This window comes from Prevotella melaninogenica ATCC 25845, from assembly GCF_000144405.1.
GTDB lineage: Bacteria > Bacteroidota > Bacteroidia > Bacteroidales > Bacteroidaceae > Prevotella > Prevotella melaninogenica.
Genome location: NC_014371.1, coordinates 1,142,194 through 1,168,156, shown reverse-complemented (window position 1 = coordinate 1,168,156; position 25,963 = coordinate 1,142,194). Strand labels below are relative to the sequence as shown.

The 25,963-nt window shown below is 43.4% G+C and carries 18 protein-coding genes; 9 read left to right on the top strand and 9 right to left on the bottom strand.

The window, feature by feature from the left end; genetic code table 11:
- Positions 1 to 67: 67 nt before the first annotated feature.
- The 3 genes from HMPREF0659_RS11510 (at position 68) to HMPREF0659_RS11500 (ending at position 2,737) form a co-directional block, all read left to right on the top strand.
- Positions 68 to 460, top strand: a complete 393-nt coding sequence (locus HMPREF0659_RS11510) for a hypothetical protein (RefSeq protein WP_044046131.1) — start codon at positions 68 to 70, stop codon at positions 458 to 460.
- Positions 461 to 479: 19 nt separating this feature from the next.
- The gene (locus HMPREF0659_RS11505) at positions 480 to 902 is read left to right on the top strand and encodes a hypothetical protein (RefSeq protein ID WP_044046130.1); all 423 of its coding nucleotides are present in this window, start codon (positions 480 to 482) and stop codon (positions 900 to 902) included.
- 314 nt (positions 903 to 1,216) lie between these two features.
- Positions 1,217 to 2,737, top strand: a complete 1,521-nt coding sequence (locus HMPREF0659_RS11500; RefSeq protein ID WP_013265093.1) for a glycoside hydrolase family 10 protein — start codon at positions 1,217 to 1,219, stop codon at positions 2,735 to 2,737.
- Between the two features lie 221 nt (positions 2,738 to 2,958).
- Here the strand turns inward: HMPREF0659_RS11500 and HMPREF0659_RS11495 are convergent, their stop codons facing one another.
- The 3 genes from HMPREF0659_RS11495 to HMPREF0659_RS11485 form a co-directional block, all read right to left on the bottom strand.
- Positions 2,959 to 4,071, bottom strand: coding sequence for a glycosyltransferase family protein (locus tag HMPREF0659_RS11495; protein WP_013265630.1), 1,113 nt, complete (start codon positions 4,069 to 4,071; stop codon positions 2,959 to 2,961).
- Between the two features lie 253 nt (positions 4,072 to 4,324).
- A complete protein-coding gene (locus HMPREF0659_RS11490; protein WP_081439561.1) occupies positions 4,325 to 5,308 on the bottom strand; it encodes a glycosyltransferase family 2 protein in 984 nt (327 codons plus the stop codon).
- Positions 5,257 to 6,153 (bottom strand): glycosyltransferase family 2 protein, encoded by an 897-nt coding sequence (locus HMPREF0659_RS11485; RefSeq protein WP_044046129.1) that lies wholly within the window; start codon positions 6,151 to 6,153, stop codon positions 5,257 to 5,259. The genes HMPREF0659_RS11490 and HMPREF0659_RS11485 overlap by 52 nt, the downstream gene beginning before the upstream one ends.
- A gap of 57 nt (positions 6,154 to 6,210) precedes the next feature.
- Between HMPREF0659_RS11485 and HMPREF0659_RS11480 the strand changes: the two genes are divergently transcribed.
- Positions 6,211 to 7,716: an oligosaccharide flippase family protein gene (locus tag HMPREF0659_RS11480; protein WP_013265609.1), complete on the top strand. Its 1,506-nt coding sequence runs from the start codon at positions 6,211 to 6,213 to the stop codon at positions 7,714 to 7,716.
- The gene (locus HMPREF0659_RS11475) at positions 7,703 to 8,686 is read left to right on the top strand and encodes a glycosyltransferase family 2 protein (protein ID WP_013265315.1); all 984 of its coding nucleotides are present in this window, start codon (positions 7,703 to 7,705) and stop codon (positions 8,684 to 8,686) included. Before HMPREF0659_RS11480 ends, HMPREF0659_RS11475 begins: the two co-directional genes overlap by 14 nt.
- A gap of 688 nt (positions 8,687 to 9,374) precedes the next feature.
- On the opposite strand, the gene HMPREF0659_RS11470 is transcribed toward HMPREF0659_RS11475, so the two are convergent.
- The 5 genes from HMPREF0659_RS11470 to HMPREF0659_RS11450 all read right to left on the bottom strand — a co-directional run bounded on the left by HMPREF0659_RS11470 (position 9,375) and on the right by HMPREF0659_RS11450 (position 17,259).
- A complete protein-coding gene (locus HMPREF0659_RS11470) occupies positions 9,375 to 12,236 on the bottom strand; it encodes a hypothetical protein (RefSeq protein ID WP_013265870.1) in 2,862 nt (953 codons plus the stop codon).
- A 29-nt stretch (positions 12,237 to 12,265) separates the two neighbouring features.
- Complete coding sequence (locus tag HMPREF0659_RS11465; RefSeq protein WP_044046128.1) at positions 12,266 to 12,451, bottom strand: hypothetical protein; 186 nt, start codon at positions 12,449 to 12,451, stop codon at positions 12,266 to 12,268.
- A 988-nt stretch (positions 12,452 to 13,439) separates the two neighbouring features.
- Positions 13,440 to 15,920, bottom strand: a complete 2,481-nt coding sequence (locus HMPREF0659_RS11460) for a bifunctional UDP-N-acetylmuramoyl-tripeptide:D-alanyl-D-alanine ligase/alanine racemase (protein WP_013265819.1) — start codon at positions 15,918 to 15,920, stop codon at positions 13,440 to 13,442.
- 83 nt (positions 15,921 to 16,003) lie between these two features.
- On the bottom strand, positions 16,004 to 16,435 hold the full coding sequence (locus HMPREF0659_RS11455) for a Fur family transcriptional regulator (RefSeq protein WP_013265396.1): 432 nt from the start codon (positions 16,433 to 16,435) through the stop codon (positions 16,004 to 16,006).
- An 11-nt stretch (positions 16,436 to 16,446) separates the two neighbouring features.
- On the bottom strand, positions 16,447 to 17,259 hold the full coding sequence (locus HMPREF0659_RS11450; protein ID WP_044046127.1) for a GSCFA domain-containing protein: 813 nt from the start codon (positions 17,257 to 17,259) through the stop codon (positions 16,447 to 16,449).
- Positions 17,260 to 17,438: 179 nt separating this feature from the next.
- Here HMPREF0659_RS11450 and HMPREF0659_RS11445 point away from each other — a divergent pair, with 179 nt between their 5' ends.
- The 3 genes from HMPREF0659_RS11445 to HMPREF0659_RS11435 all read left to right on the top strand — a co-directional run bounded on the left by HMPREF0659_RS11445 (position 17,439) and on the right by HMPREF0659_RS11435 (position 20,742).
- The gene (locus tag HMPREF0659_RS11445; RefSeq protein WP_036924016.1) at positions 17,439 to 17,651 is read left to right on the top strand and encodes a DUF3791 domain-containing protein; all 213 of its coding nucleotides are present in this window, start codon (positions 17,439 to 17,441) and stop codon (positions 17,649 to 17,651) included.
- Positions 17,652 to 17,667: 16 nt separating this feature from the next.
- On the top strand, positions 17,668 to 18,099 hold the full coding sequence (locus tag HMPREF0659_RS11440) for an NUDIX domain-containing protein (protein ID WP_013265399.1): 432 nt from the start codon (positions 17,668 to 17,670) through the stop codon (positions 18,097 to 18,099).
- Positions 18,100 to 19,041: 942 nt separating this feature from the next.
- Complete coding sequence (locus HMPREF0659_RS11435) at positions 19,042 to 20,742, top strand: glycoside hydrolase family 10 protein (protein ID WP_013265534.1); 1,701 nt, start codon at positions 19,042 to 19,044, stop codon at positions 20,740 to 20,742.
- Positions 20,743 to 21,160: 418 nt separating this feature from the next.
- Here the strand turns inward: HMPREF0659_RS11435 and HMPREF0659_RS11430 are convergent, their stop codons facing one another.
- Positions 21,161 to 21,559 carry a hypothetical protein gene (locus HMPREF0659_RS11430; RefSeq protein ID WP_013265677.1) on the bottom strand — a complete coding sequence of 133 codons (399 nt, stop codon included), beginning with the start codon at positions 21,557 to 21,559 and terminating at the stop codon, positions 21,161 to 21,163.
- A gap of 861 nt (positions 21,560 to 22,420) precedes the next feature.
- Here HMPREF0659_RS11430 and HMPREF0659_RS11425 point away from each other — a divergent pair.
- Entirely contained in the window at positions 22,421 to 25,912 is a 3,492-nt protein-coding gene (locus tag HMPREF0659_RS11425) for a glycosyl hydrolase family 95 catalytic domain-containing protein (RefSeq protein WP_013265712.1), read from the top strand.
- The last annotated feature ends 51 nt before the right edge of the window (positions 25,913 to 25,963 follow it).

Here is a 25,963-nt window from a genome sequence, read left to right as displayed (position 1 = left end):
TATTTCACCTTGATAATTAAACCATTCAGCCTTTCTGCAGTCTAAGTTATATCAAAGAAAAAACTTTATGGAATCAACGAATCACTTACAAAAGGAATACGGCACGCAGCGGCCTTTCACAGTTCCAGAGAATTACTTCTCTGAATTGTCTTCCCGTGTGATGGCTCAGATACCAGCTGAAGAGCAGAAAGAGGCGGTGGTTGCGGTAAAGCCACATCGTACGATGGTGCATTATCTCCGCCCATTGGCAGCAGCAGCGATGACAATCGGGGTTGTGTTGGTAGGCTTCCTTGCTTATCATGAGTTTGATGGTGAGCAAGGGAAACATGCTTTGGCAGAGGGTCATTTGGCGCAGGGAGCGCATGAGACATCGGCATCATCGGAAGATGAGTTTGATAAGGCAGCCGATTACTTCATGATAGACGAGTCGGATATGTATGCTTATTTAGCAAGTGAATAATAATGTGGGGGTAAGAAGAATGAAACACAAACGGATAATCTTATTGTTCTGCATCTTCTTCAGTGTGTCTTTACTGCATGCACAGGGGAAGTTTGATTTTAACAGAATCAAGGCAGAGTCGCATAACTTCATTACTAAAGAGGCAGGACTGAGTGGGCAAGAGGCAGCACGACTGTTCCCTGTCTATGATGAGATGAGAGGTAAGCAGCGTGTCTATTTCGATAAGTTACGTGCTATATTTAGTGCAAAGCCGTCGTCAGAACGTGAGGCAAGTAAGACGATTGAACAGGCTGACGCCTATGAAATACAATTAAAACAGATAGAACAGCGTTATCATAAGGAAATGCTAAAGGTACTTCCTGCCACAAAGTTGCTGCGCGTGTTAGAGGCTGAACGCCGCTTCCACCGCCAGACGTTTAGGAAGATGGCAGGGAGGAGATAAAACCTCACCCCCCCCAACACAAAGCCTCACCCCCCAACCCCCTCTCCGAAGGGAGAGGGGGAGTGCTGGAGTGCTGGAAACGGTTTGCTTGGGAGTGATGAAAGGCCTAATCCTAATTAATTAATTTGGAAAATGATGAAAAGCCTGATTCTGATTAATTAACTTGGGAAAGCCTAACAGTTATTTCCAATAACTACAAGGGGTATCACGCATACTACTCCCCTCCCTTTGGGGGAGGGGTAAGGGGGAGGGGCCAGTTGTGCCAGTTGTGCTGTTCTTCTTGTTCCTTTTTCGCATATAACTAAATTATAATAATGAGACAACTTCATTCTCTATTGAGATTATTGATTGCCGCAGTGCTTTTCATTGGGGTGGCAAATGCCGTGTATGGACAAGTGCCAGCTAAGAAACGAGAGTTCCGCGGTGCGTGGATTCAGTGTGTGAACGGACAGTTCCAAGGAATTGGTACAGAGGAGATGCAGCGTACGTTGCGTTATCAGTTAGACGAACTGCAGCGAGATGGTGTGAATGCTATCATCTTTCAGGTGCGTGCAGAGTGTGATGCGCTCTATCCAAGTAAGTATGAGCCATGGAGTAAGTTCCTTACAGGGCGTCAGGGTACACCTCCTTCGCCTTATTGGGACCCATTGCAATGGATGATTACGGAGTGTCACGATCGTGGTATGGAACTTCATGCGTGGATTAATCCTTATCGTGCTAAGACAAAGAATACCACACAGTTGGCAACGAATCATGTAGCAGTAACCAACCCAAATCGTGTTTTCTCATACGATGGACTTTACATTCTCAATCCTGCACTGCCAGAGAATCGCAATTATATCTGTGCAGTCGTTGACGATATCGTGAGCCGATATGATATTGATGGCTTACATATTGATGACTATTTCTATCCATATCCTGCTGCAGGACAGACCATTCCAGACCAAGCTTACTTCCAGCGTGACAGACGTGGTTTCACCAATATCAATGATTGGAGACGTAATAATGTAGACCTTTTCATCAAGCAGTTGGGTGAGTCTATCCATCGTCGTAAGCCTTGGGTGAAGTTTGGCGTGTCTCCTTTTGGTATCTATCGAAATCAGAAGAACGACCCAAAGAATGGTAGTCGTACAAACGGTTTGCAGAACTATGACGACCTCTATGCCGACGTATTGAAGTGGGTGAACAATGGGTGGATAGACTATTGTGTGCCACAGATTTACTGGGAAATTGGCAATCGTGCAGCTGATTATAAGGAACTCATCGGATGGTGGAACCGCTATGCAGGCAATCGTCCGTTGTATATTGGTGAGGATGTACTTCGTACGGTGAAGTATGCTGATCCACAGAACCCTAACTCAAATCAGCTTCCAGCGAAACGTCGTCTGCATCAGCAGTGTCAGAACGTTAATGGAACGGTGTTATGGTATGCTAAGTCGGTTGTTGATAACCCAGGCAACTATGGTACACTCCTTCGCACAAACTACTGGCGTTATCCAGCTTTGCAGCCTTTGATGCCATTCATTGACGATGAGGCTCCATCGAAACCAAAGAAGGTGAAGGCAAGACAGGAGAGTGATGGCTACTATTATCTCACATGGAAGGCTCCAAAGGGAGAGGGCTGGAAGGATGCTCCTTATCGTTATATCGTTTATCGTTTCTATGCCGGTGAGCCCATTAATCTCGATGATCCTTCAAAGATTGTGGGGATGCCTTACGGCAATAAGCTACGTCTTAATTATAAAGACGGCAGTACAAAATACGTCTATGTTGTTACTGCTCTTGACCGAATGAGTAACGAGAGTCATGGTAAAAAGAAAAAAGTGAAGCTTTAGGCTTCACTTTTTTTATTGAGGTTATTGGACTAATAGGGCTTGTTAGCCTGATTGTTATTAGCCTTATTAGGCTAATTAGCCCAATTGTTATTAGCCCAATAGGGCTTGTCAGCCTGATTGTTTTTAGCCTTATTGGGCTAATTAGCCCAATTGTTATTAGCCCAATAGGGCTTGTTAGCCTGATCGTTATTAGCCCAATTAGCCTTATTAGCCTAATAAGGCTAATATTCCTTCTCCCTTAACACCCCCCGATAAAGCTCCTCATACTGGCGGGCAACCTTGATATACTCATGATGCTTGCGCACATATTCATAGCTATCGCGGCGCAATTGTGGAATGAGAGAGAGGTTATTGACGAGGCGAGTAAGCTCTCTAACACAACTTTCATAAGTCGGGAGGACGTTGATGATAGGTCGGAGAGTGGGCTCATGGATGATTTCATAGTTCTCTGGCTCACCGCCACCGATACAGATAATACCATGTGCCATCGCTTCAAGGGGATTCATCGAGGGCGTATAGCTGTAGAGTTGGTCCATGATAGCATCCGAACCGAGCATTGTTCGCACGTATTCGTCAAAGGGTAGACCATTAACAACAGTGAGGTTGAGGCGGTCGGGATATTGTTTCTTCACCGTTTCTGCGGCTCTCAGCATGATATCAGTCCCTTTATATACCGACCGACTCTTACTGATTCCAATAAAAAGATTCAACTTCTCGGGTGTTTCATCGGCTATGATAGGCGGTTCACCGACAACGATAGGGAAGGGGATGAAGGTTGTTTTCTTAGGGAAATACGGCTCATAACAGCACCAATACTCGTAGAGTCCTGTCACGATAGCGTCGCATTGTTCAGCCATCAGCTGGTTCAGACGCCCTTTTTCCGTATCAATCCAATCCTCTCTCTCGACTATCGCCTCCTTATTTTGGCGCAGTTCCTTACCGATATTGAAGTCGCTGTAACGCAGTGGCATCGTCGTTGAGCAAGTGTTTACCCAATAATAATCCATCCCAAAGCCACAGAGAACAACCTTTTTGTTATGCTTTTTCAGATAATGAAAGAGCGGAAAGAGCCGTTCCGCCTTCAGTTCAAAGAACACAGGATTGATGAACTGTACGATGTCATAGCCTCGCAGACGGGGCAATAGAGCATAGATTTTAGCCATTAAAAGCATGCCACCTAACCTTCCCGACCGTCTGGAAACATCAATATCACGTGGGTAATTCTTCCAAAAATCCCCATTCGACACCACTGTTACGGTATGTCCAAGTTCACGCAAGCCTCGTGCCAGCGTGTTATGTACGTTGCTATATTCACCTAATAGTAGGACTTTCATAATTCATAATTCACTTCGTACAATTCATAATTCATAATTCACAATTCATAATTATGATTACCGAGTTTGCTATTATTGTATGATAGGCTGGGTAATCATAAATATGAATTACTCATTTATCTCTGAAAGTTATCATAATTATCCTTTGAGAACTCTAAGTTAGGGGTTGCATATTGCCAGCTATTGCGGTAATCATGATTATGACGTACTGATGAGAACTTCGTTCGAATAATTATGAATTATGAATTCTGAATTAACCCTTTAGCCTTAACAGCATTATCAATGTCTTGCGCCCGAAACTGCTGTTGGTCATTCTTCTGAACCACTTATACTTACTCGTATAGTCCTTGTCGGGCAGCGGGAAAAGCCCACGTCGGGACAGACGTTGTAGTACATGGTTGAGATGAGTCTCATTATGTGTCAGCCTTATCACGTTGTAAATGTGGTCCATTGTCAGTTGGGCGATGCGTCGTTCCATTGCGATACGCTCTTTAACAGGGAGATAGTCGACCCGCTCTTTCAAACGATAAAGTACCTGTTCAGCATCAGATAGGCGGCGGATATGCCAACGCTTGTCACGTTTGTGCATGATAGACCCCTCACGTTTACGATAGTAATACGCCTTGTTATTGGTAAAATAAAGGTTCTCAGCACGTAACATGAGTTGTGGCGTAAACTCTTCATCCTCGTGAAGTATGCCTTTAGGGAAGCGAAGATCGTGCAAAATCTCCTTGCGGAAGAGGAAGGTCCACACAGAACCACGCAGGTTATTGTGTGTCATATACTCCGTTCCACTTATCGGACCCTCAGCATCAGCAAGCGGTTTTGAGGTTTTCTTGTCAGTTGACTGGAATAAAACCATATCTGTTTCGCGGTATCTGATGATATCTAAACACTGCTCATAGGCACTTGTCAGCAACAAATCGTCACCATCAACAAACTGAATAAAACTTCCTTCAGCCAGTTCAATTCCAGTGTTCCGTGCTTGTCCCAATCCTCGGTTAGGCTGCCTAACGTAGACAATCTTCGATGAAAGCGCAAGCAATTCGTTGATAGGCGAATAGTCTGCACCGTCATCCACGACGATAATCTGGCGTTCTGTCTCGTTCAGACTCAATGCCAAGATACTGCTGATACACTCTTTTAGCATATCAACAGGCTCGCTATAGTAAGTCACGATGAAGCTTACGAGTGGCTTATCTTCCTTATTTTGTGAATAAACTGGTTGAGTTGACATAAGCGTTTTAATCCGATTAAGTGGAGAATAAAGAGTTTCAAGGTTCCTTTATAGGGCAGAACGGGTAGGATAGGGGTAGCATGAGTAGCCTCGTAGACATCCAACTGAATATTAACCAATGCCTGATAGTAAGCAGGTGTCAGTTCGCCCCATAGCTTGAGGTGCTTAAGATGCGCTTCTAAGAGGTCGTTCAATTCCTTTCCTCCTGCTTGAGCGGTGATGCCTTTGTCGTTCTGACAATAGTAATACAAGCCTACGGCAGTAGTTGCTACTACCTTTGCCTGCTGCAATAAGTAAGGATAAGTGTAGACATCTTCAAACACTCTGCCCTCTGGAAAGCGCGTCTGTGCAAAGAGTTCACGACGAAAAAGCTTATTGCAAGCATAGGTGTGGAGGTGAGCCCCGCCCAACCAATAGTCACGAATAGAACCGATTGTTGTGTCCGTAAAGGTCAGCAGCCGTTGCCTCGTCGCACTTCCGTAATACAATATAGCAGGATATTCAAGGATATCATAGTCTGGATGTGCTGCCAAGACAGCCAACAACGCATCGTATGTACCTTCAGCAACGAAGTCATCAGAGTCGACAAAGGTGAGATAATCCCCTGTTGCCACTTCTATTCCTGCGTTTCTTGCTGCCGAAAGACCCTTGTTCTTTTGGTGGATAAGCCTACAATTTCCCTTGTTAGCTGTCATCTCTTCGGCTATCTTCCCAGAGGAATCCGTCGACCCATCATCAATGAGAATGACCTCTATCCTCTCATCCATCTGTGTTAACACACTCTCCAAACATCTCTGGAGTGTGTCTTCAACGTTATAGATGGGGATGATGATAGATAATCTCATGTAATAATTGTTTGATGCAAAAATAATAAAAAACTTTTAAATCCGTTAGTTAATGTGATGAAAAAAGCCTCTAATACTGACAGCTATTTGCATATCTTGAAGTACATCAGCCTCTTTGGTGGTGTACAGGTGCTGAATGTGCTGATTGGTATCGTTCGCAACAAGTTTGTTGCCATGTTGCTCGGACCGCAGGGAGTAGGACTTATCTCGCTTTTTAATTCCACAACCAAGCTCATCAGCGACTCTACGAACTTTGGAATATCTATGAGTGCTGTGCGCAATATATCAGAAGATTACGACCAGAACGATGAGGAGAAGCTGACGGAAGACATTGCTCTTGTGCGTTCATGGAGCCTGCTTGCTGCCTTGTTGGGATTCTTTATCTGTATCTTCCTGAGTCCGTTGCTTAGCCGTTACACCTTTGCATGGGACGGACATACGCTTCATTTCATTCTTCTTTCTCCTTGTGTAGCATTGACTGCCTTAGCTGGAGGCGAGCTTGCTATCCTCAAGGGAGTCCGTAAGCTGCGTGCCTTAGCCGCTATATCGGTGTATAACGTGTTAGGTGCCTTAGTATTAACCGTTCCACTTTATTATTTCTTTGGTGATGCAGCCATTGTTCCTTCGTTGGTATTGATGGCATTGGTGCAACTCTTATTGACAATAATGGTTTCTTGTCGGCTCTATCCTTTCCGTGTTTCCTTCCAAAAAACGTTCTTAGACAAGGGTTGGGGCATGATTCGTTTGGGTACAGCCTTTGTCTTTGCAGGTATCTTGGGCTCTGGTGCCGACCTGATTATCCGCAGCTATCTCAATAATGTTTCGGATATAGCAACCGTGGGTTTCTATAATTCAGCCTTCATGATGACGATGGTTTATGCTGGTATGATCTTCTCAGCAATGGAAACTGACTACTTTCCGCGCCTTTCTGGGGCAAACAACTTGAAGTTTACTTTTAATCAGATTGTCAACCGACAGATAGAAGTGACACTCCTGCTCATCTCTCCTTTGCTTACTTTCTTCCTCTTATTCCTGCCCCAGCTGATTCTTTTCCTTTATTCCGATAAGTTCCTTCCAGCCCTCAGCATGGCGCAGGTGTTGGTGTTGGCGATGTATGTACGTGCTATCCGCCTCCCTGTAGAGTATATTCCTTTGGCAAAAGGCGACTCAAAATCCTATCTACTCTTAGAGGGTTCATATGACATCTTCCTTGTTTCACTCGTACTTCTTGGCTTTTGGAAGTGGGGACTCTTTGGTGCAGGATTAGGCATAGCAGTAACAGGTCTGCTCAATCTTGTCTGTGTCTATGGCTATGCTTACGCTCGTTATGGTTATCGTCTGTCCTCATCAGTGATGCGCTATGCCGCACTTCATTTTTCAATCGGACTCCTTGTGCTTTTTTGTGTGCGTTCTGATGACGAGTGGATGCGGTGGGGCGTAGCCAGTTTGTTATGCGTTGTCAGTACGATAGTTTCTCTCCGTGTGATGAAAGCGAAGTCGGGACTATGGAATGCTTTAATCTCTAAAGTGAAGAATAAGTTTGTTCGCCATGCCAAAGATTAGTATACTTGTAGCCGTTTATAACACCGCAGCTTACCTACCGCAATGCCTTGACTCGCTGTTGTCGCAGACTTTAAAGGACATTGAGGTTCTTTGTGTCGATGATGCGTCAACGGATAAGTCATTGGATATTCTCCATCAGTATGCTGAAAAGGACGAGCGTGTGAAGGTTTTTGCGCTAAAAGAGAATAGAGGACAAGCCCATGCCCGCAACGTTGGACTGTCTCATGCCACAGGCGATTACATTGGTTTTGTGGATAGTGACGACTGGCTTAGTCGAGAAGCTTTGGAGAAGGTGTGCGAATCTTTCCGAGATGATGTCGATAGTGTTCTGTTTCGTGTTCTTTATGCTTATCCCGACGGACGTATGAGGGACTATGAAATGTCGCCATTCACGACGATGACAGGCGATGAGGCTTTTCGGGCGAGTCTTACTTGGCAGATTCATGGTTGCTATGTTGTACGTAATAGTATTCACATGGCGCACCCATACGATGAGTCGCAGCGGGCATACAGCGATGATAACACCACACGTATTCATTATTATTATTCGCGTAAGGTGGCTTATTGTGAGGGAGTTTATTATTATCGTCAGCAACCAGTTTCCACAACACATAACATCAGTGTTCGCCGTTTCGACTTTCTCTTAGCGAACGAGAGTATGCGTCGTCAGCTCCTTTCCTTGGGTGCATCTGAGGAGACTCTTCGTTGTTTCGAGACGGTGAGATGGCTCAATTTAGTGGGTCTTTACATGTTCTATTTCCTTCATCGCCATGAACTCTCCGCAGCCGACCGCCAGCATGGTTTGTCTGTCATGCACCATGTTTGGCAAACCATCAATCTTCGGCAAGTAAGTCCTTCAATCAAAAGGAAGTTCGGTTATCTGCCCCTCCGCTGTTCGTGGTCCCTTTTCCGTTTGCAGGAAGAGTTGTATTTTTGTTTGAGAGGGCTTGTGGGGCGGAATAGGGAGTAAAAAAAGGAGCAAGCAAAGTAACCAACAAAGCAGCCAGCAAACCTACAACTGCCCCCACCCCCAACCCCTCCTCATAGGAAAGGGAGTGAAATGCAAGATAACCTCTGAGGGACTTTGAACTTTAACCTTTGACTTTTATACACTTGAAAGTTGTATTACGAATCTTATTGTATATTGAGACGGACAACTCTTAGTATTATTCTTTACGAAAAGGGATAAACTACATGAAAACATAATTAGGTGCGATGGATACCCGCTTTCTACAAACAACTTATTTCCTTATTAGTTGAATTTTGTAAACTATTTTCGTGCAGTTCAAAACCAACATACGCTCTTTTGGCTTCAAAAAGATGCCTAATTGACTTGCAAAAGGTGCCCTTTAAGACCCTTACTAACGCCCTTTTGAACCCTTACTAAGCACCTTTTGAAATGCACCTTCACAACAACTTGATAACGAATAACTTACAACAGCAATAAAAAGACTTATTTTTATCTTTTTTATAGCCATTCTTATTAACTTTTTGTCATTTTCTTTCCTCAGAGCTACGTGCGCTTGAAGAGATGCGAAGAGATAAATAGAATAACCGAAAAAGGCTGCATCAAAAGAGGATTGAACCTTTTTTGATACAGCCTATTTAAGCTAACTATATTAAACGCAGCGTTACGCTGCCTGCTTTATAGCCTTTGTTTATTTCTCTGCAACTGGACGAACAGAGAAACCGAACGAACGAGTGTTGAAGTTAAGCGGATAAACTGATTTGACATCGAAGCCCATAACACAGCCATTATGCTCGTCCCTAGGAGTTGCTGTCCAATAATCACCATATTGTTTGTAGAAACCAATAATTCCACCATCTGTCGCCCCTCGGTATCCAACTGCAGGGAAGAAAATAGTTTCTTTCCTACTATCATTTGTCCAGAAGTTGTGACCGAAGTTGTTATTATATTCTGCTTGTGAATCAGTACCACTCACATTAATATTCTGGACTGTTGGGGTATTGGCAGCAGCCTTTCCTGTCTTAGTGAAACCTGTAAATGCATCATTAGCTGGTACGCTAAATCCAACAGGGCATGGGTCGTAAATAGTCTTGACAACGGGCTGGCTGTTTGCTGTATTTTCTGCATACGCATCCTTATTATTCATTGACCACAAGTTATAAGAGGTATAAAATTTTGCAAAGGCTGTCTCTCCATTCAGTGAACCGTCGCCTTTATATCCTGCTGTATAATAGTTTTGTGGATTCTGAAGGATAGTCTGTATGTACATGTCGCTTCCCGCATTCCAGTTAATTCCACCTTCAGCAGGCTTCCCACCCTTACCCGGGAAAGCATCCTTACGACCCCACTGATACTGCGTTGTATAACCTGTCCTTGATGCTGTACCAGGCAACTGTGTAATCGTGATGATTGTTTCTTTCTTCTTACCAATGGTCTGCCTTATCTTTACATTTACAGAACGAGGGCTTTGGTAAGGAGTACCTTGCCATGATGTAGGCTTCCATCCCAGTGCTTCATTAGCAAATCCATAAATAGTTCCTTGCTTGTTGGTAACAGGAATCTCCTTAAGTGCATCCTTTGGTGCAAACCACAGATGCCAAGACCACAGGGTTTGATAATGTATCTTAGTTTCGGTAACCCATCGTCTTCCTCGTAGTACTCGCTCTTGTGTCTGGTAAGTTCTTCTGACAGCTATAACTGCATTACCACTCTTGATACCATCCTCTGGCACTTGAAACTTTATGTAGAGGTTGCCATCAGGAGCACGATAAACTCCATTATCCTTTATTTTGACAAGATTACTCTCGTCTGACCATAAAACCCAAGCCTTATCAATATTTCTATTCGCTCCGTTATTTGTCTTTTCAATCCAAGGGTCAGTAATAGGATTACCGTTTTGGTCTCTTAGATCTGTTAGGGTATTACCATTACCTGGAACGGTCATCTTATATGCACTACTGTTAGTAGCACCACCCTTAATAGCGTTACCATACACCAACGGAATCATATAATATCCTGGTGCAGAAATAACATAGCAGTTTGCAGTGTTCTCTACAGCTGCCGCACCAGTCTTGTTTGAGAGGTTATAAGGTACAGACTCCGAACCCAAAGGATTTTTCTTTAGTTCGTTATTACGTGCTGCAAGCAGATCTACAGTCTTAGCAGGAATAAGTGTTGCTGTTAACTGCACTGGATCTTTGCCACCATCACCTCTCTCTGCACTCAAGCTCTTCAACCATGCTGGCTTATTGTTACTATAATTCTTTCCATCTTCACTATACCCTACAACTTCCCATGGTACAGGAACTATTTCTGTTCCAACATGACGATAACTCTGTATGGTAAAACCACGTGACGCCTGTGTATCTGTGAAGCCCGCAACATCAGGATCTCCCCCTATAAGTTCATATTCCCAATTAGAATTCTTCTCGCTTAGTTTATAGACGTGTGTTGTACCTTCTCTCCATGTACCTTTGAGAGGCACATGAATTTTTGTACCATCACTAAAGACAATCTCAGCCTTGACACTGTTACCATCAAGTGTCTGTGGAATCATATAGAAGGTGTAACCATCAGTCAACTGTTTAAGGTCTGTTACATCTGGATTACTAAACCTGGTCTGGTTTCTAATAATGCTATTAGGCTTCTCAGTTGTCTTATAGCTTAATCCCGAAAGCGTTACTTTTCCACGTTGGCTATATCCATTGTTATCCCATCCTGCACCCACAGGATTAATGCGGTCGTTAGGAAGTCTGTACTTACTCTTCAACAAGACATTATCAATAGAAATCTCCTTTATCGTCTTGTTGTATGAGAGGTCTTGACCAACAGCAAAACGAATTGCTGTCAACGCATGACGGAACCAAAGGTTGGTTTCTGGTGCCTGATTGTGAGTTGTGTATGTTACTAAACCAGAACAAGCAGTCATAAGGTCTACCTGCTTAGTAACGTCTTTATTGACTGTAAACTCAATCGTTGGCGCAGATGTGGCTGTTGGTTGAGATTTAACCACTATATTATTGTTGTTATCCGTAGTTTCTGGGTAAACTGCGTAAAAGCGGGCATAACGCTGACCCCATGACCAAAGGATTGAAGGGTTAATATTACCCTGAGGTGTGGTAGACTTATTGTCAAACCAATTTGTACCAATTGAATTGGCGACAGTACCACGAATACCTGTTGATGAGAAATTGCCAAGAGTGCTACTGGTGACAATATTAGCACGTGTGCTTGGCTCAACCTTCACAGGGTTAACACCCTCCATAACTGTTTCAATCAAGCAAGCATCAAGATTTCCGTCACCCTCTGCCAATAACTTCTGCCCCTCAAGCTCCTTATTAGTCAGTCCCGGAGTGATAGATCCACGTGTCAGTGCACCTCCACGAGCCAGTGCATCTTCCTGTACATCACTTACATTAAAGCGTACAACAGCTCCATTATTGCCATTATTAGCGTTTTCTCCCAAATCATCATCTGCACAAGATACAGCAGAGAATGCCATACCACCTATAAACAAGGCTGAGAGTGCATGATAGAAAAATGTCTTATTCATTATTATCTTTATTCTTTGTTTTTACTCTTTTAATCTTCTGAAACGACTTCTTCGTCACCTCCAGGCTGCAAGTCTATTACTTTATTTTCGCCACCGCCACCGCCACCAGGTTGGACAACAGGGCTTGCAGCTAAGATAAAGCTTTCCTCCAAAATGTTACATACCGAAATAGTCGGCCTAAGATAATTTAGTTTTTTTGTTTCTATTGTTTTCATTTTTTCATAAATAAGTTTCACACCTATATAACATTGAACTATAAATTAAGTATAAATAATAAGAGGAATTGTGTACCTAAGGACCTGTCCACATACTACAAACCCATGAATTAGCACCTTATTACCCTATACGATTTAATCATTGTCTCATCATTCAATTCAATAATTATTGCAAAATTATAAATAATAATACAAATAACACCATTCTTGGTTTACTTTTTTTTCTATTTTTTAAATAAGATGACAGGACTTGATTTAAATCAAGAATAATAGTTAATTAGTTGAAGAAAAGTATTATTCCCAACTCAATCATGAGTTTTCACTTGGCGAGCGGTATAAACCTAATTAGCCTACTAAGCACTAATAGAGGGGCTTCCGTCAAATGCGTAGATTGTTAATAGAATAAGATTAATCCACATACATGGTATGATTATCCCCAATGAGATGGTTTTACAAGAGGGAATAAACTATTAGGGGAACGTAATTAGGTGAGATGGATATCCGTTTTCTACAAACAACTTATTCTCGTACTATTATTTTTTTTTGTAAACTATTTTCGTGCAGTTCAAAACCAACATACGCTCTTTTGGCTTCAAAAAGACGCCCAATTGACTTGTAATAGATGCCCTTTAAGACGCTAACTAACGCCCTTTTGAAGTCCAATGAAGCACCTTTCATTTTACTACTTTATAACTGATTGACTTCCTTATGGTTACAAGTCTGCTCCTTATATGTGTTTTTACAGTCATTTATAGATGACTTATACGGAATTATGTAATGATTTTTCAAATCCTTGTCTATGGATTTTCGAGGTCTTAAAGTGAAAAGGTATTCTGTGTCAGAGGCTAATAATAGGATAGATAGTTAACCGTTTTAGCTATGTTTTTGTTTAATGAGTAACCTTAGTTCTTCCGTTAAATCAGTACGAAAAGTATACACACATTTAACGGAAGAACCAGAAAAGAGGGCTTAGCGAGCTAATTCTATCTTAATCCTGGAAGTAAACTCTCTTCACGCGATTGCTGATAGTCGTCAGCACCTCATATGGAATCGTGTCAAGCGTATCGCTGAGAACAGTGACAGGGAGGTGGTCGCCGAAGATTTCAACACTGTCACCTTCCTTACAATCGATGCCAGTAACGTCAATCATCGCTACGTCCATACAGATGTTGCCGACGTACTCTGCCTTCTGACCATTCACCAAACAGTAGCAGTGGCGGTTGCCCAAATGGCGGTTTAAGCCGTCAGCATAGCCGATTGGAATTGCTGCAATCACACTGTCACGGTCAATGGTTCCCTTGCGAGAATAGCCTACCGTGTCACCAGCTGGTACGTTACGCAGCTGCAGGATGGTAGTCTTCAACGTAGAGATATTATTGATTGTCTTGTTTGTTCGTGGGTTGATACCATACAAGCCTAAGCCCAATCTGCACATATCCATCTGACGTTCAGGGAAGTGTTCGATGCCCGAAGAGTTGTCCATGTGGCGGATAATCTTATGGCTGAAAGCAGCTTGAAGCTTCTTGCTACCCTCATCGAAGAGTGCAAACTGATGAGCAGAGAACTCGTCGAAGTTGTCAGCATCAGAGCCAACGAAGTGAGAGAAGACCGAACGAGGGATGATAGCGTTCTGTTGTTTCAGTCGCTTAATCAGTTCGTCCATATCCTTCTGTGGGTCAAAGCCTAATCGATGCATGCCCGTATCGAGCTTAATATGAACAGGGAAGCCCGTGATACCCTCCTTCTGTGCAGCCTTCACGAGTGCATCCATGAGTCGGAAGCTATACACCTCTGGCTCAAGGTCGTAGTCGAAGAGCGTCTTGAAGGAAGTCATCTCTGGGTTCATAATCATGATATTGCTTGTGATACCGTTCTTACGGAGCGTCACACCCTCGTCGGCAACAGCCACAGCGAGGTAGTCAACACGATGATCCTGTAAAGTCTTTGCTATCTCTACGGCACCAGCTCCATAGGCATCAGCCTTAATCATACAAACCAATTTCGTCGTAGGTTTGAGGAAAGAGCGATACCAATTGAGGTTGTCAACAACAGCATTGAGGTTTACCTCCAACACCGTTTCATGCACCTTCTTCACCAAGAGTTCTGTCAGTCGGTCGAATCCAAACTGTCGTGCGCCCTTCAATAAGATTACTTCATCGTGCAAATTAGCGAAGACATCGCTGTGGATAAAGGAGTTGACGGTAGCAAAGAAATGTTTTTCGCCCAAATGCTTAAAGGCAGAACGCTGTGCCAAGAGTCCTTCACCAATACCGATAAACTTCTCAACACCACGCTTCTCGCAGAGGAAAGCCACCTTATTATATAGGTCTTTATCTGTGTCACCACTCTGCAGGATATCGCTCAGAATCAATGTGCGACGACGTCCCTTATGGTCAGGACGACGATTCATGAAGTCGAGTGCAATATCGAGTGAGTTGAAATCAGAGTTATAAGAATCGTTGATAAGCGTACAGCCATGCTGTCCCTCCTTCACCTCCAAGCGCATAGCGACTGGCTCTAACTGTGCCATTCGCTCGCTGATAGTAGCAGGGGTGAGTCCTAAATGGAGTGAAACGACTGCGCAGGTGATAGAATTCTCAACGCTGGCATCGTCAATGAAAGGTAGTTTATATTGTCCTTCCGTCTGTCCTTTCCATACGTATGAAACGGTTGTCTCAATGTCTTTCTTCTCGATAGCTTTGATATAGAAGGCAGCCTCCGTATTCTTTACAGACCAATCGAGCTTCTGACCCTTATAATCATACTGGCTTAAACACTGTGCCATCACCTCATTGTCGGCAGAATAGACGATTGCCTCGGTGTCGTGGAAGAGCTTTATCTTCTCGTGGCACTTAGCTTCTAAGGAAGGGAAGTTCTCTTGATGGGCAGTACCTAATGTGGTGAAGACGCCGATAGTAGGTTGGATAATGTCGCGCAAAGCCATCATCTCGCCTGGTTGACTGATACCCGCTTCAAACACTCCGACCTGTGTATTCTCGTTTAAGAGCAGTACTGACAGTGGAACACCTATCTGTGAATTATAGCTACGAGGTGAACGTGTGACCACCATCTGCGGAGAAAGCAACTGATAAAGCCACTCCTTGACCATCGTCTTACCATTTGAACCCGTGATGCCGACTATCGGAATCAAGTATTCATCGCGATGACGTTCAGCCAGTCGCTGCAAAGCTTCCAGCGAACCAACCACCTTCAAGAAGTTAGAATCAGGATAACGAGTTGCCCAATCCTCAGGCACTACCTCCACGACAAAGTTTCTCACACCCCTTGCATAGAGTTCTGGGATGTAATTCTGTCCGTCGTTACGCTCAGTTTTGAGCGCAAAAAACAATGTTTCTTCAGGGAAACACAGAGAGCGGCTGTCGGTAAGTACAAAGCTTATATTTGCATCCTTATCACCATAACGGCGTGCGCCAATGAGCGTCGTTACTTTCTCAATAGTATAATTCATTACTATCTAAATTGTTTTATTCTTATGCAAAGATAGTGAAAAGTCTTAATACAGCGTATTATCCTTGCTGTTTTTTCGTCTTATCATTTAATATAATATCGGTGAGCGCACTTAGGACACACTCCTTTTATCATATAATTGATGGATGATTGTTCGTATCCTGCAGGCAACTCGACCTGTGGAATGTGTATGTCATTGAGGCAATAGGTGCGATGGCAACGCTCACAATAGAAGTGTACGTGCATGTCTTCATCTTCTTCATCGTCATCGCTGAGACATAATTCGTAGCGCACTATATCATTTCCGTCTTCCATCTGATGTACTAAATGTTGCTGTTTGAACAATGATAGTGTACGGAAAATATTTGACTTGTCAATCGTTTGAATCTTTGCTTCCAACTCTTTTATAGAGGCTGGGTTGTCCAATCCTGACAGTGTTCGTGCTATGAGAATGCGATTTGCGGTCAGTCTAATACCATGTGCTTTCAGCAGTGCTTCGATCTGCTTGTCATTCATTTCTTCCATAGTTATAAATTCAATTCTATATTGGGATATTTTAGTTCCAACATCTTGGCTTTTTCCTTTGTTTTCTTTATGAAATCCTGATAAGCCGCAGCCTCTGGATGAAATGGGCGGTGCGCCAATGCCTCTTTGATAGGTCGCCATTCCTCCAGAAACTGTTTGGCTTCTGCAGAGAAACAGGTTGCCACAAGCTGTTCCCAGATGTATTCTACAGCCTGCTCGTTGGGGTGCAGCATATCTGCTTTGTAGAAACGATAGTCGCGCAGTTCGTCGTTGACAATCTCATAGGCTGGGAAGTAATAGATCCTTTCTCCTTCTTCCTTAATCACCTTGTCGGTAGCCAACAGCAGCACAGCCTTTGACAATTGACTTCCGTGATAGCCATATTTGGCATAACGGATAGGGCTGACCGTGATGATGACATTGACCTTTGGATTCGCTTGGCGTAGTAGGGTGATAGCCTCGCGCAGTGCGTCGGCACACTCCTCAACCGTAAGTTCGCGCTCTTCAAACTCTCGTTGTGGACGTTTCTGGCAGTTGTCAACAATCTCGCCTGTAGCTCGCTCCACATAGACATGGTTTGTTCCCAATGTGAATACGGCTGTGTCAAACGTATGGTTTGCCACCTTCTTCACCGTATGTAGTACTGAAACAGGGTTATACATCACACCGAAGGGGTTTACCATGGCACGAAACTTCTCTTCTTCGAATCGCTTACCAATATTGTCGGCAAAGCACGACCCTACAAAAAGAATCCGCTCACAAGGTTCCAACTCAAATGTTGGACGGGGGATGTTGACAATTGTTCTAAATTCCATTGAGCGCAAAGGTAAGAAAAAAATGGATAGAATACTCAAACGGAAAGAATATTTTTCATACTTTTTATTGCTTAAATATTCATATCAGAGAATTATTCTGTAAGATAATGTTCAATCTCATATATTATTTGTATATTTGCCCTACTTATAAGCTTATTGTTTTTAAGTTGAGTAATGATATGGATCAAAAGACATTAGAGTTTGTTACTTATTGCATTGGCAAGTTGTCAGTAATGCTGAAACTACCACAGCAAGAAGTGTATCGTAGGTTGAAAACCTCTGGTATACTGGATGAATATATTGTGCCTTCTTACGATGTCTTGCATACATTCGGCTCTCGTTATCTGATGGAAGATTTGACGGAATACATGAAAGAGAAAGGAGTTTTATAAATCAAGAATACACCTAATGTACACATACAATTACCCACACCCAGCCGTAACGGCTGACTGTCTTGTTTTTACCCGAACTGATGAGGGGATGAAACTGCTGTTGATACAGCGGAAAAACGAACCTTGTAAGGGGAAATGGGCATTCCCCGGTGGCTTCATGGATATTGACGAGACAACGATTGATGCTGCTCGTCGTGAGTTGAAAGAAGAGACTGGTTTAGTGGTTGGCGAGCTGCATCGTGTTGGTATCTTTGATGCTGTCGACCGTGATCCACGTGAGCGTATCATCACCGTGGCTTATTACACGATTCTTGACAAACCTGCAGAAGTCAGCGGTTTGGATGATGCTGCACAAGCAAAGTGGTTCTCCTTGACCGAACTTCCCGACTTAGCGTTTGACCATAAGGAAATCCTCCAAGAGGCAGAAAGGGTGTTAGGTGATGGCTGATGGGTGTTGGGTGGTCAATGAGAACAATAAGTTTAATTAGTCCTAATTAGTCTAATTAGCCTAATTTTAGATAGCAAATGATTTTCTTCTAATATCTTTGTCATTTGTTTTCCCCAATAAACATTGCTGTTATACTCCTTCACTCCCTACACCATTGGTGCCTCTGTCAGCAACATACCCTTAAATAAAACCTCCATAACCTCCGTTCCTCCGAGTGAATTTTAGCGTAGTAAGGCGAAGAAATATATTGACAAAATATTCGAAGAAAAGGTAGGAGAATAGCTTAAAAGTGAACTGTTTTAGTGTCACTGTAAGTTGCTTGTTATCAAGTATTTGCAAAAAGGGATTTCAAAAGGTGCTTATTAAGGCTCCCAAAGGGCGTTAGTAAGACTCTTAAAGGGCATCTTTTGCAAGCCAATTAGGCGTCTTTAAGAAGCCAAAAGAGCATGTGTCGGTTTTGAACTGCATGAAAATAGTTTACAATTCTCAACTGATAAGGGATTAAATATTGCTTTTATATTCCTTTGCTCTCTGCACCATCGGTGCCTCTGTAGGTTGTGTATGTTTAAATAAAACCTCCGTACACTCCGTTTCTCTGTGTGACATTTCGTCAGATGTCCTAAACTTAGGTAGTAGCCTTATCGTTCTAAATGACTGAAGCAAACAGACTTTATCACTCCTCCTTCCGCATAAACCGCTTTTTAGCGTGGATTTAACGTGTATTTCGTCACAATATATTAAAAAACGAATAGAAGTCATCTGCCATACGAAATAATTTAGTAATTTTGCCCTCGGTGGCTATTGTGGTTTCTGTTTGTAGTTCTTTAGAGCGCACAGGATAAGGGGGTAGAATTTCATTAATCACTGAATTTACAGATACTTATACCCCATTGAACTCAGGTTAATTAGTCGCTCAAATTCACGTATATTATCATTTCATATATGAAGAAGCTTTTTTTATTTACGCTCCTTTGCGTAATAACGATGACAACACAAGCACAGACGAATCTCTCCGACTATCTTACGAAGCGAATGCCGAAGCGGGAGACGCGTGCCGTGTGGCTTACGACACTTGCCAGTCTTGATTGGCCGAAGAATTACGCACGGTCGGAAGAGAGCATCAAACTGCAAAAGCAGGAACTTATTGACATTCTCGATAAATACCAGAAGGCGAATATCAATACTGTACTCTTGCAGGCACGTGTGCGTGCAGCTACGATTTATCCGTCGGATATTGAGCCATGGGACCAGTGTATCACTGGCGTTGAGGGTAGGGCACCGGGCTATGGCTACGACCCACTCAGCTTTGCCGTAGAGGAATGTCACAAACGTGGCATGGAAATTCACGCATGGATAGCGACGATTCCGGTGGGTGCAAAAAACTCATTGGGCTGTAGAACGCTGATGAAGAAGGGCTTTCGAATTAGAAACTTCTCAACGGGTTCTTATCTCGACCCTGCCGATCCGAGTGTTGCCCCTTACCTTGCCTCTGTCTGTGGAGAGATTGTAAGAAAGTATGATGTGGACGGTATCAACCTCGACTATATCCGCTACCCTGACGGATGGCCACGTCCTTCTTACCGTGATGGCGATACGCCCGACCAGCGTCGCAGCAATATTACAGCCATTGTACGTGCTATTCATGATGAGGTGAAGGCTATCAAACCATGGGTGAAGATGTCGTGCTCGCCAATCGGTAAGCATGCCGACCTCAGTCGTTATAGTTCAAAGAATTTCAATGCCCACGACCGTGTTTCACAAGAGGCGCAGGAGTGGATGAGATTAGGGTTGATGGACCAGCTCTATCCGATGCAATACTTCCGTGGCGACAACTATTATCCTTTTGTTGCAGACTGGGTTGAGAATGCTTATAAGCGTGAGATAGTGACAGGTTTGGGTACTTACTTCCTCGATCCACGTGAGGGTAATTGGACTTTGGGCGACCTCACCCGCCAGATGTACGTCAGTCGTGACCTCGGAGTGGGACATGCTCACTTCCGTTCTTACTTCCTCACGGCTAATAAGCAGGGTGTCTACGACTTTGAGAAGCAGTTTAATGCTACGCTTTCTCTCCCTCATAAGATGCAGGGTGTTGTGTCAACGGCTGCCATGCCATATGCTGTCAACTCTTCATTGGTAGAACGTCGAGAGGATAAGTCGGTGATTCTGAGGTGGAAGGCGGTCACTCCTTATTATAATATATACGCCAGCTACACCTATCCTGTTGATACTGAGGATGCGCGAAACCTGCTCTTTGCACGTTATACTGGGCAGACGCTGCAGTTGAAGAACGTGAATCCTAACCTCTATTTTGCGGTCAGAGGTATGGACCGTTACGGACTTGAAACGCCTGCTTTACAGGAGAATATGAAGTCTACATCGCTTTCGAAGTCTCCTGCTACACTGCTCGCTAATGATGGTAACACGCTCACCCTCCCTGCTGCAGCAAAGCTAACGGATGCCGATCGTTATGTAATCCTCTCTTTGCAGGGTGTCATCCTCCGCATTGTCAACGCTAAATCGGTAAGAAACAACCAGTTATATATCGGTTCCCTGTCCGACGGTATGTATTCTCTCAAGGTCTATAACCACAAGAAGAAGTCCTTCACCTTAGGGGCATTTATGGTTAGGAGGGGTAGTTAACAGGTAGACGAGTGGACAAGTCAACGGGTGGACGAGTAAACGAGTAGACAAGTTAACGAGTTGATTGCGTTGTTAAGTTGACAAGTTAACGAGTAGACAAGTTAGCGAGTTGCTTGCAAAGAGAGACAAAGTAACATAAGAACAAATTGTTCTTTATAACAAGTAACTTGTTCACTTGTCCACTCGTAAACTTGTTACTTGACCCCCTTTGTTCCTTTGTTACTTTGTCTCTCTTTGCAAGCAACTTGTCAACTCGTCTACTCGTTAACTCGTCAACTTACCCTGTTGCTTTGTCTTCATTTACCCTGTCTACAATCAACTGGTTCACTTGTCCACTCGTTATTCCGTCAAAAAAGCCCCTGATGCTTCACGCACCAGAGGCTTAGAGAGTCTTTTATATAATGAAAACCTGCGGTTCTTAGAAAGATGCCGCTTGTAGTTCCGCCTTTATTCCGTCCAAACATGCTGCTAATCGTTCGTAGGTTTTCTCACCAGCATTTTTGATACCACTATTATACTGGCGCATCAAAGACGGATTGATACCAGCTCTTTTGGCTATTTCGGTAACGTTGAGAAAACTGAAATAGTTGAAGAATGACTGTAAATCATATTTATAAACAAATTCTACGACAGGCATAGTCTTACCTTGCTCTTCCAAGTCTTCCTTAGCTTCTTGATAGCAGTCTATCAAGTCCTGCTTGGCTTGTTCCACAGTATCACCGCATGAATTGAGACCTATTCCTGCAATATCCTCAGCTGTTCTGCACCAGTAACTTCCATCAGAAGCCTGTTCAACGATAATTGTAACCTTTTTCATTGCTCTGTTTGTTGTATGCTCACTGTTTGTCTGAATGACGCTACAAAGGTAACAATAAAGTTATAAACTTCCAAATAAAAAAGTAACTATTTCGTTATATTTTATAATGAGAAAGTATAAGTGAATCTTACTACGGAATGGCTGATTATGATATTAAAGGGTGCAAATACGGAGGGTGTTCCACTCGGTATATACCTTATATATAGCTTTGTAAAATATCTTCAGTCTTCTTCAGCGTTTCCAACATGGGTGATCATAAGTATAAAGTATCAATTCTGAAAGGTGAAGTATGGGCTTAATGCTGTGGTGACGGTGCTTAGCACATCGTGTGCGGATGCTTCGCACATATGGTGCGGGGCGCTGAATGCTCTGCAAATGGTTATTTTATTTTCTCATCAATATTTTACTTATCTTTGTAACTTGACGTAATTCGCTATGCCTTTGTTGTAATGATAGGCAAGATACTCGATAATAAAACAACCAGTTTAGGCTTTAATAGTAATAGGAAACTTAAAGATGACTATGCATAAGGACATAAATCATTTAATTTTTATCGGATTATAATGGTTAAAAATATAAAACATTGTATTTATAACAATGAATAATTAAAAGAATATGTTTATATTTGCCATAAACTTAAAGACAAGAAGCCTTCCTTTGAAAAAGCCAAAAGTAAAGCCTAACAAGTAGGAACTAACATCTATTAGCAGCGACAGAAATACAAATAATATCCTCAATATGTGAGAGAACGCAGCATGGCATCACTTCATGGGTAAGTGGAGAGTTAACGATACTAACACGGCCTCCTTTTCGTCTTATTGTTCAACATTAATAATTAAATAATTATCACAATTTCTTTTTATGAACATCTGTAAGCGTCTTTGTGCTGCTTTTCTCTTGTCTGTCGTATGTGTCGGACAAGTTTTTGCACAAGGTTATCCTCGCATCAGTACCAAAGGCAATGAGCATTGGTATTACGTTAAGTATCTTCGTTCTAACAACGTGTTGGAAGACAAGGGCGAAAAGCAAAAGTGCCTTACTGCCGTTCCACAGGTTATGAATGGAGGTCGCCAGTTATGGAAGGTGGTAGCAGCAGAGAACTTTGGTCGTAATAAGAAGTACCAGTTGGTAAGTAAGAGCGGTCGTACCCTTTATGTCAATGGCACAAATCCTTATAGTTCGCGTTTTATGGCGGCTACTAAGGCTACAGATATCACCTCATTCCACATCTTCCAGAGTATGAATACCAGCTTTGGAACAGGTGCATTCGAGTTGGCACCAGACTCTACTAACAGTCATGCGATGAACCAAGTGGGAGAGATTAGGGCTGGACAAGAGATTGGACTGTGGGATAAGGGCGACATCAACAACGTGTTGACCTTTGTTAGCAAGGATGACATGGAGTTCCCATACTATATGCCAGTCATCTCAACAGCTGCAAATCCTGTTTATTATTACATCCAGTTCCAGACTGGTAACTGGCTTTTGAGTGCCAAGGGGGATAAGGCAACCTGCCAAACAGCCTCATTGCATAATGGTAATCTTGATGACATGCTATGGCGTGTATCAGAGAAAGACGGCAAATACTCTTTTGTTAGCAAGAGTGGAAAGATTCTTTATATCAGCGATTCATACGTCAACGCAGCAAAGGCCCACAATGTGAAGGATACGCTCTTTACGATGGTGGAGTCAAATAACTCATTGGGTGGCTTCGAGATTGGTAAGTCAACCACAGGACGTAACTTCTTTAATATGTTCCAAGGTGCTGGTGAAGGTAGGTTAATCAGCTTCTGGGACTTAGGCGATGGTGGTAATGTAGTGCGCTTCGTACCAGCAGAAGCATTGGTCCCAGTGTCAGGTATTACTACTTTTAATCCTGCCAACAAATATACGCTTTGGTATACAAAACCCGCAACGAACTGGATGACCTCTTGTCTTCCTATCGGAAATGGTCAGTTTGGTGCAACTTTGATGGGCGATGTTGCCATTGACGACGTACAGTTTAACGATAAGACCCTTTGGAGCGGTAAGCTCGGTGGGCTGACGAGTACGGCTGCTTATGGTTATTATCTTAACTTTGGTAACCTTTATATCCGCAGTCGTGGAATGTCAAAGGTAACAGACTACGTGCGTTACCTTGATATCAACGATGCCGTAGCAGGTGTGAAATATACGATGGATGGCGTGGCATACAGTCGTACTTACTTCGCAAGCAATCCTGATAGCTGTGTGGTAGTTCGCTATACAGCCTCACAGAACGGTAAAATCAATACAACCCTTACACTGAAGAATCAGAACGGACGTAACGTAAGTTATACCGTTGACAATAACAATCAGGCAACGATTACCTTTGATGGTCAGGTCGCTCGCCAAGATGATCATGGCGCAACAACACCAGAGAGCTATTATTGTGCAGCGCGCATTGTGACAGATGGCGGTACGATTACTAAGAATGCAAAGGGCATTATTGAGGTAAATGGTGCCAATAGTATGACTGTTTATCTCCGTGGTTTGACGGACTTCGACCCCGACGCACCGACATATGTGTCTGGAGCTAACCTCCTTGCAGGTCGTGCAGCAGCGACAGTGAATGATGCACAGAACAAGGGTTACGATGCTTTGTTAGCAGCACATAAGGCCGATTATAAGTCGCTCTTCGATCGTTGTCAGCTGACCCTCAGTGATGTTAAGAACAATATTCCAACCCCACAGCTCATCAGCAGCTATCGTGACAACCAGCATGACAACCTCTTCTTAGAGGAACTCTACTTCAATTATGGTCGTTACCTCCTCATCAGTTCAAGCCGTGGCGTATCGCTCCCAGCTAACTTACAGGGTATTTGGAACGACAACAACACACCAGCATGGCACTCTGATATCCATGCGAATATCAACGTACAGATGAACTACTGGCCTGCTGAGCCAACCAACCTCTCTGAACTTCACCGCCCATTCCTCGATTATATCTATCGTGAGGCATGTGTGAAACCTACATGGCGTCGCTTTGCACAGGACATGGGTCACGTAAATACAGGTTGGACTTTACCAACAGAGAATAACATCTATGGCTCTGGTACTACCTTTGCCAACACCTATACCGTTGCTAATGCATGGTATTGCCAGCACCTCTGGCAGCATTATACCTACACAATGGATAAGGATTTCCTCCGCGCAAAGGCATTCCCTGCGATGAAGTCGGCTGTCGACTATTGGTTTAAGAAACTTGTGAAGGCTGCTGACGGCACCTATGAATGTCCTAATGAGTGGTCGCCAGAACACGGACCAACGGAGAATGCTACCGCACACAGCCAGCAGTTGGTTTGGGACCTCTTCAATAACACACGCAAGGCGATTAAGGTTCTCGGTGATGATGTAGTGTCAAAGGCGTTCCGTGATTCGCTTGCAACCTACTTTGCTAAGCTCGATGACGGTTGCCATACAGAGGTAAATCCTGCTGATGGACAGACTTATCTTCGTGAATGGAAGTACTCTTCACAGTTTAATAACCCAAGCAAAATCGGTGTAAACGAGTATAAGGCACACCGCCATATCTCTCATTTGATGGGGCTTTATCCTTGTACGCAGATTAGTGAAGATGCCGATAAGACCGTCTTTGAGGCTGCTCGTCAGTCGCTGATAGCTCGTGGTGATGGTCATGGAACTGGTTGGTCACTCGGTCATAAGATAAACCTTAATGCCCGTGCCTACGAAGGTCAGCACTGTCATAACCTTATCAAGCGTGCTTTACAGCAGACTTGGGACACCGGAACAAACGAGGCTGCAGGTGGTATCTATGAGAATCTCTGGGATGCTCATGCACCTTATCAGATTGATGGTAACTTCGGTTATACAGCCGGTGTAGCCGAGATGCTCCTGCAGAGTCATAATGATAAGCTCGTGATTCTCCCTGCCTTGCCAACAACATTCTGGCAAAAGGGTTCAGTGAAGGGCTTGAAGGCAGTGGGCAACTTCACCGTTGACATTGATTGGGCTGCTGCGAAGGCTACGAAGGTACAGATTGTTTCAAACATGGGTACAACCTGTATTGTGAAATATACTAACGTAGCAAAGGATTATAAGGTGACGACTGCTGACGGAAAGACGGTTAAGGCAAAGCGAATCAATGATGACGAAATCAGCTTCCCTACAGTGAAGGGCGGTGTGTATGTCATTGTTTCTAAGACTGCAGACGCTATCGCAGCCATACAAAAGGCGCAGGACGGTAACATTGCTTCTGTAGACTACTACAGCCTTAACGGTACAAAGACAAGTCAGTCACAGAGCCGTGGCGTGTATATCAAGCAAATGAAGTATAGCAACGGTACAACAAGCACAACGAAAGTAATCAACTAATCACAGGTTATACATCTTACCCACACTTCGGCTTAGGCTGAGGTGTGGGTT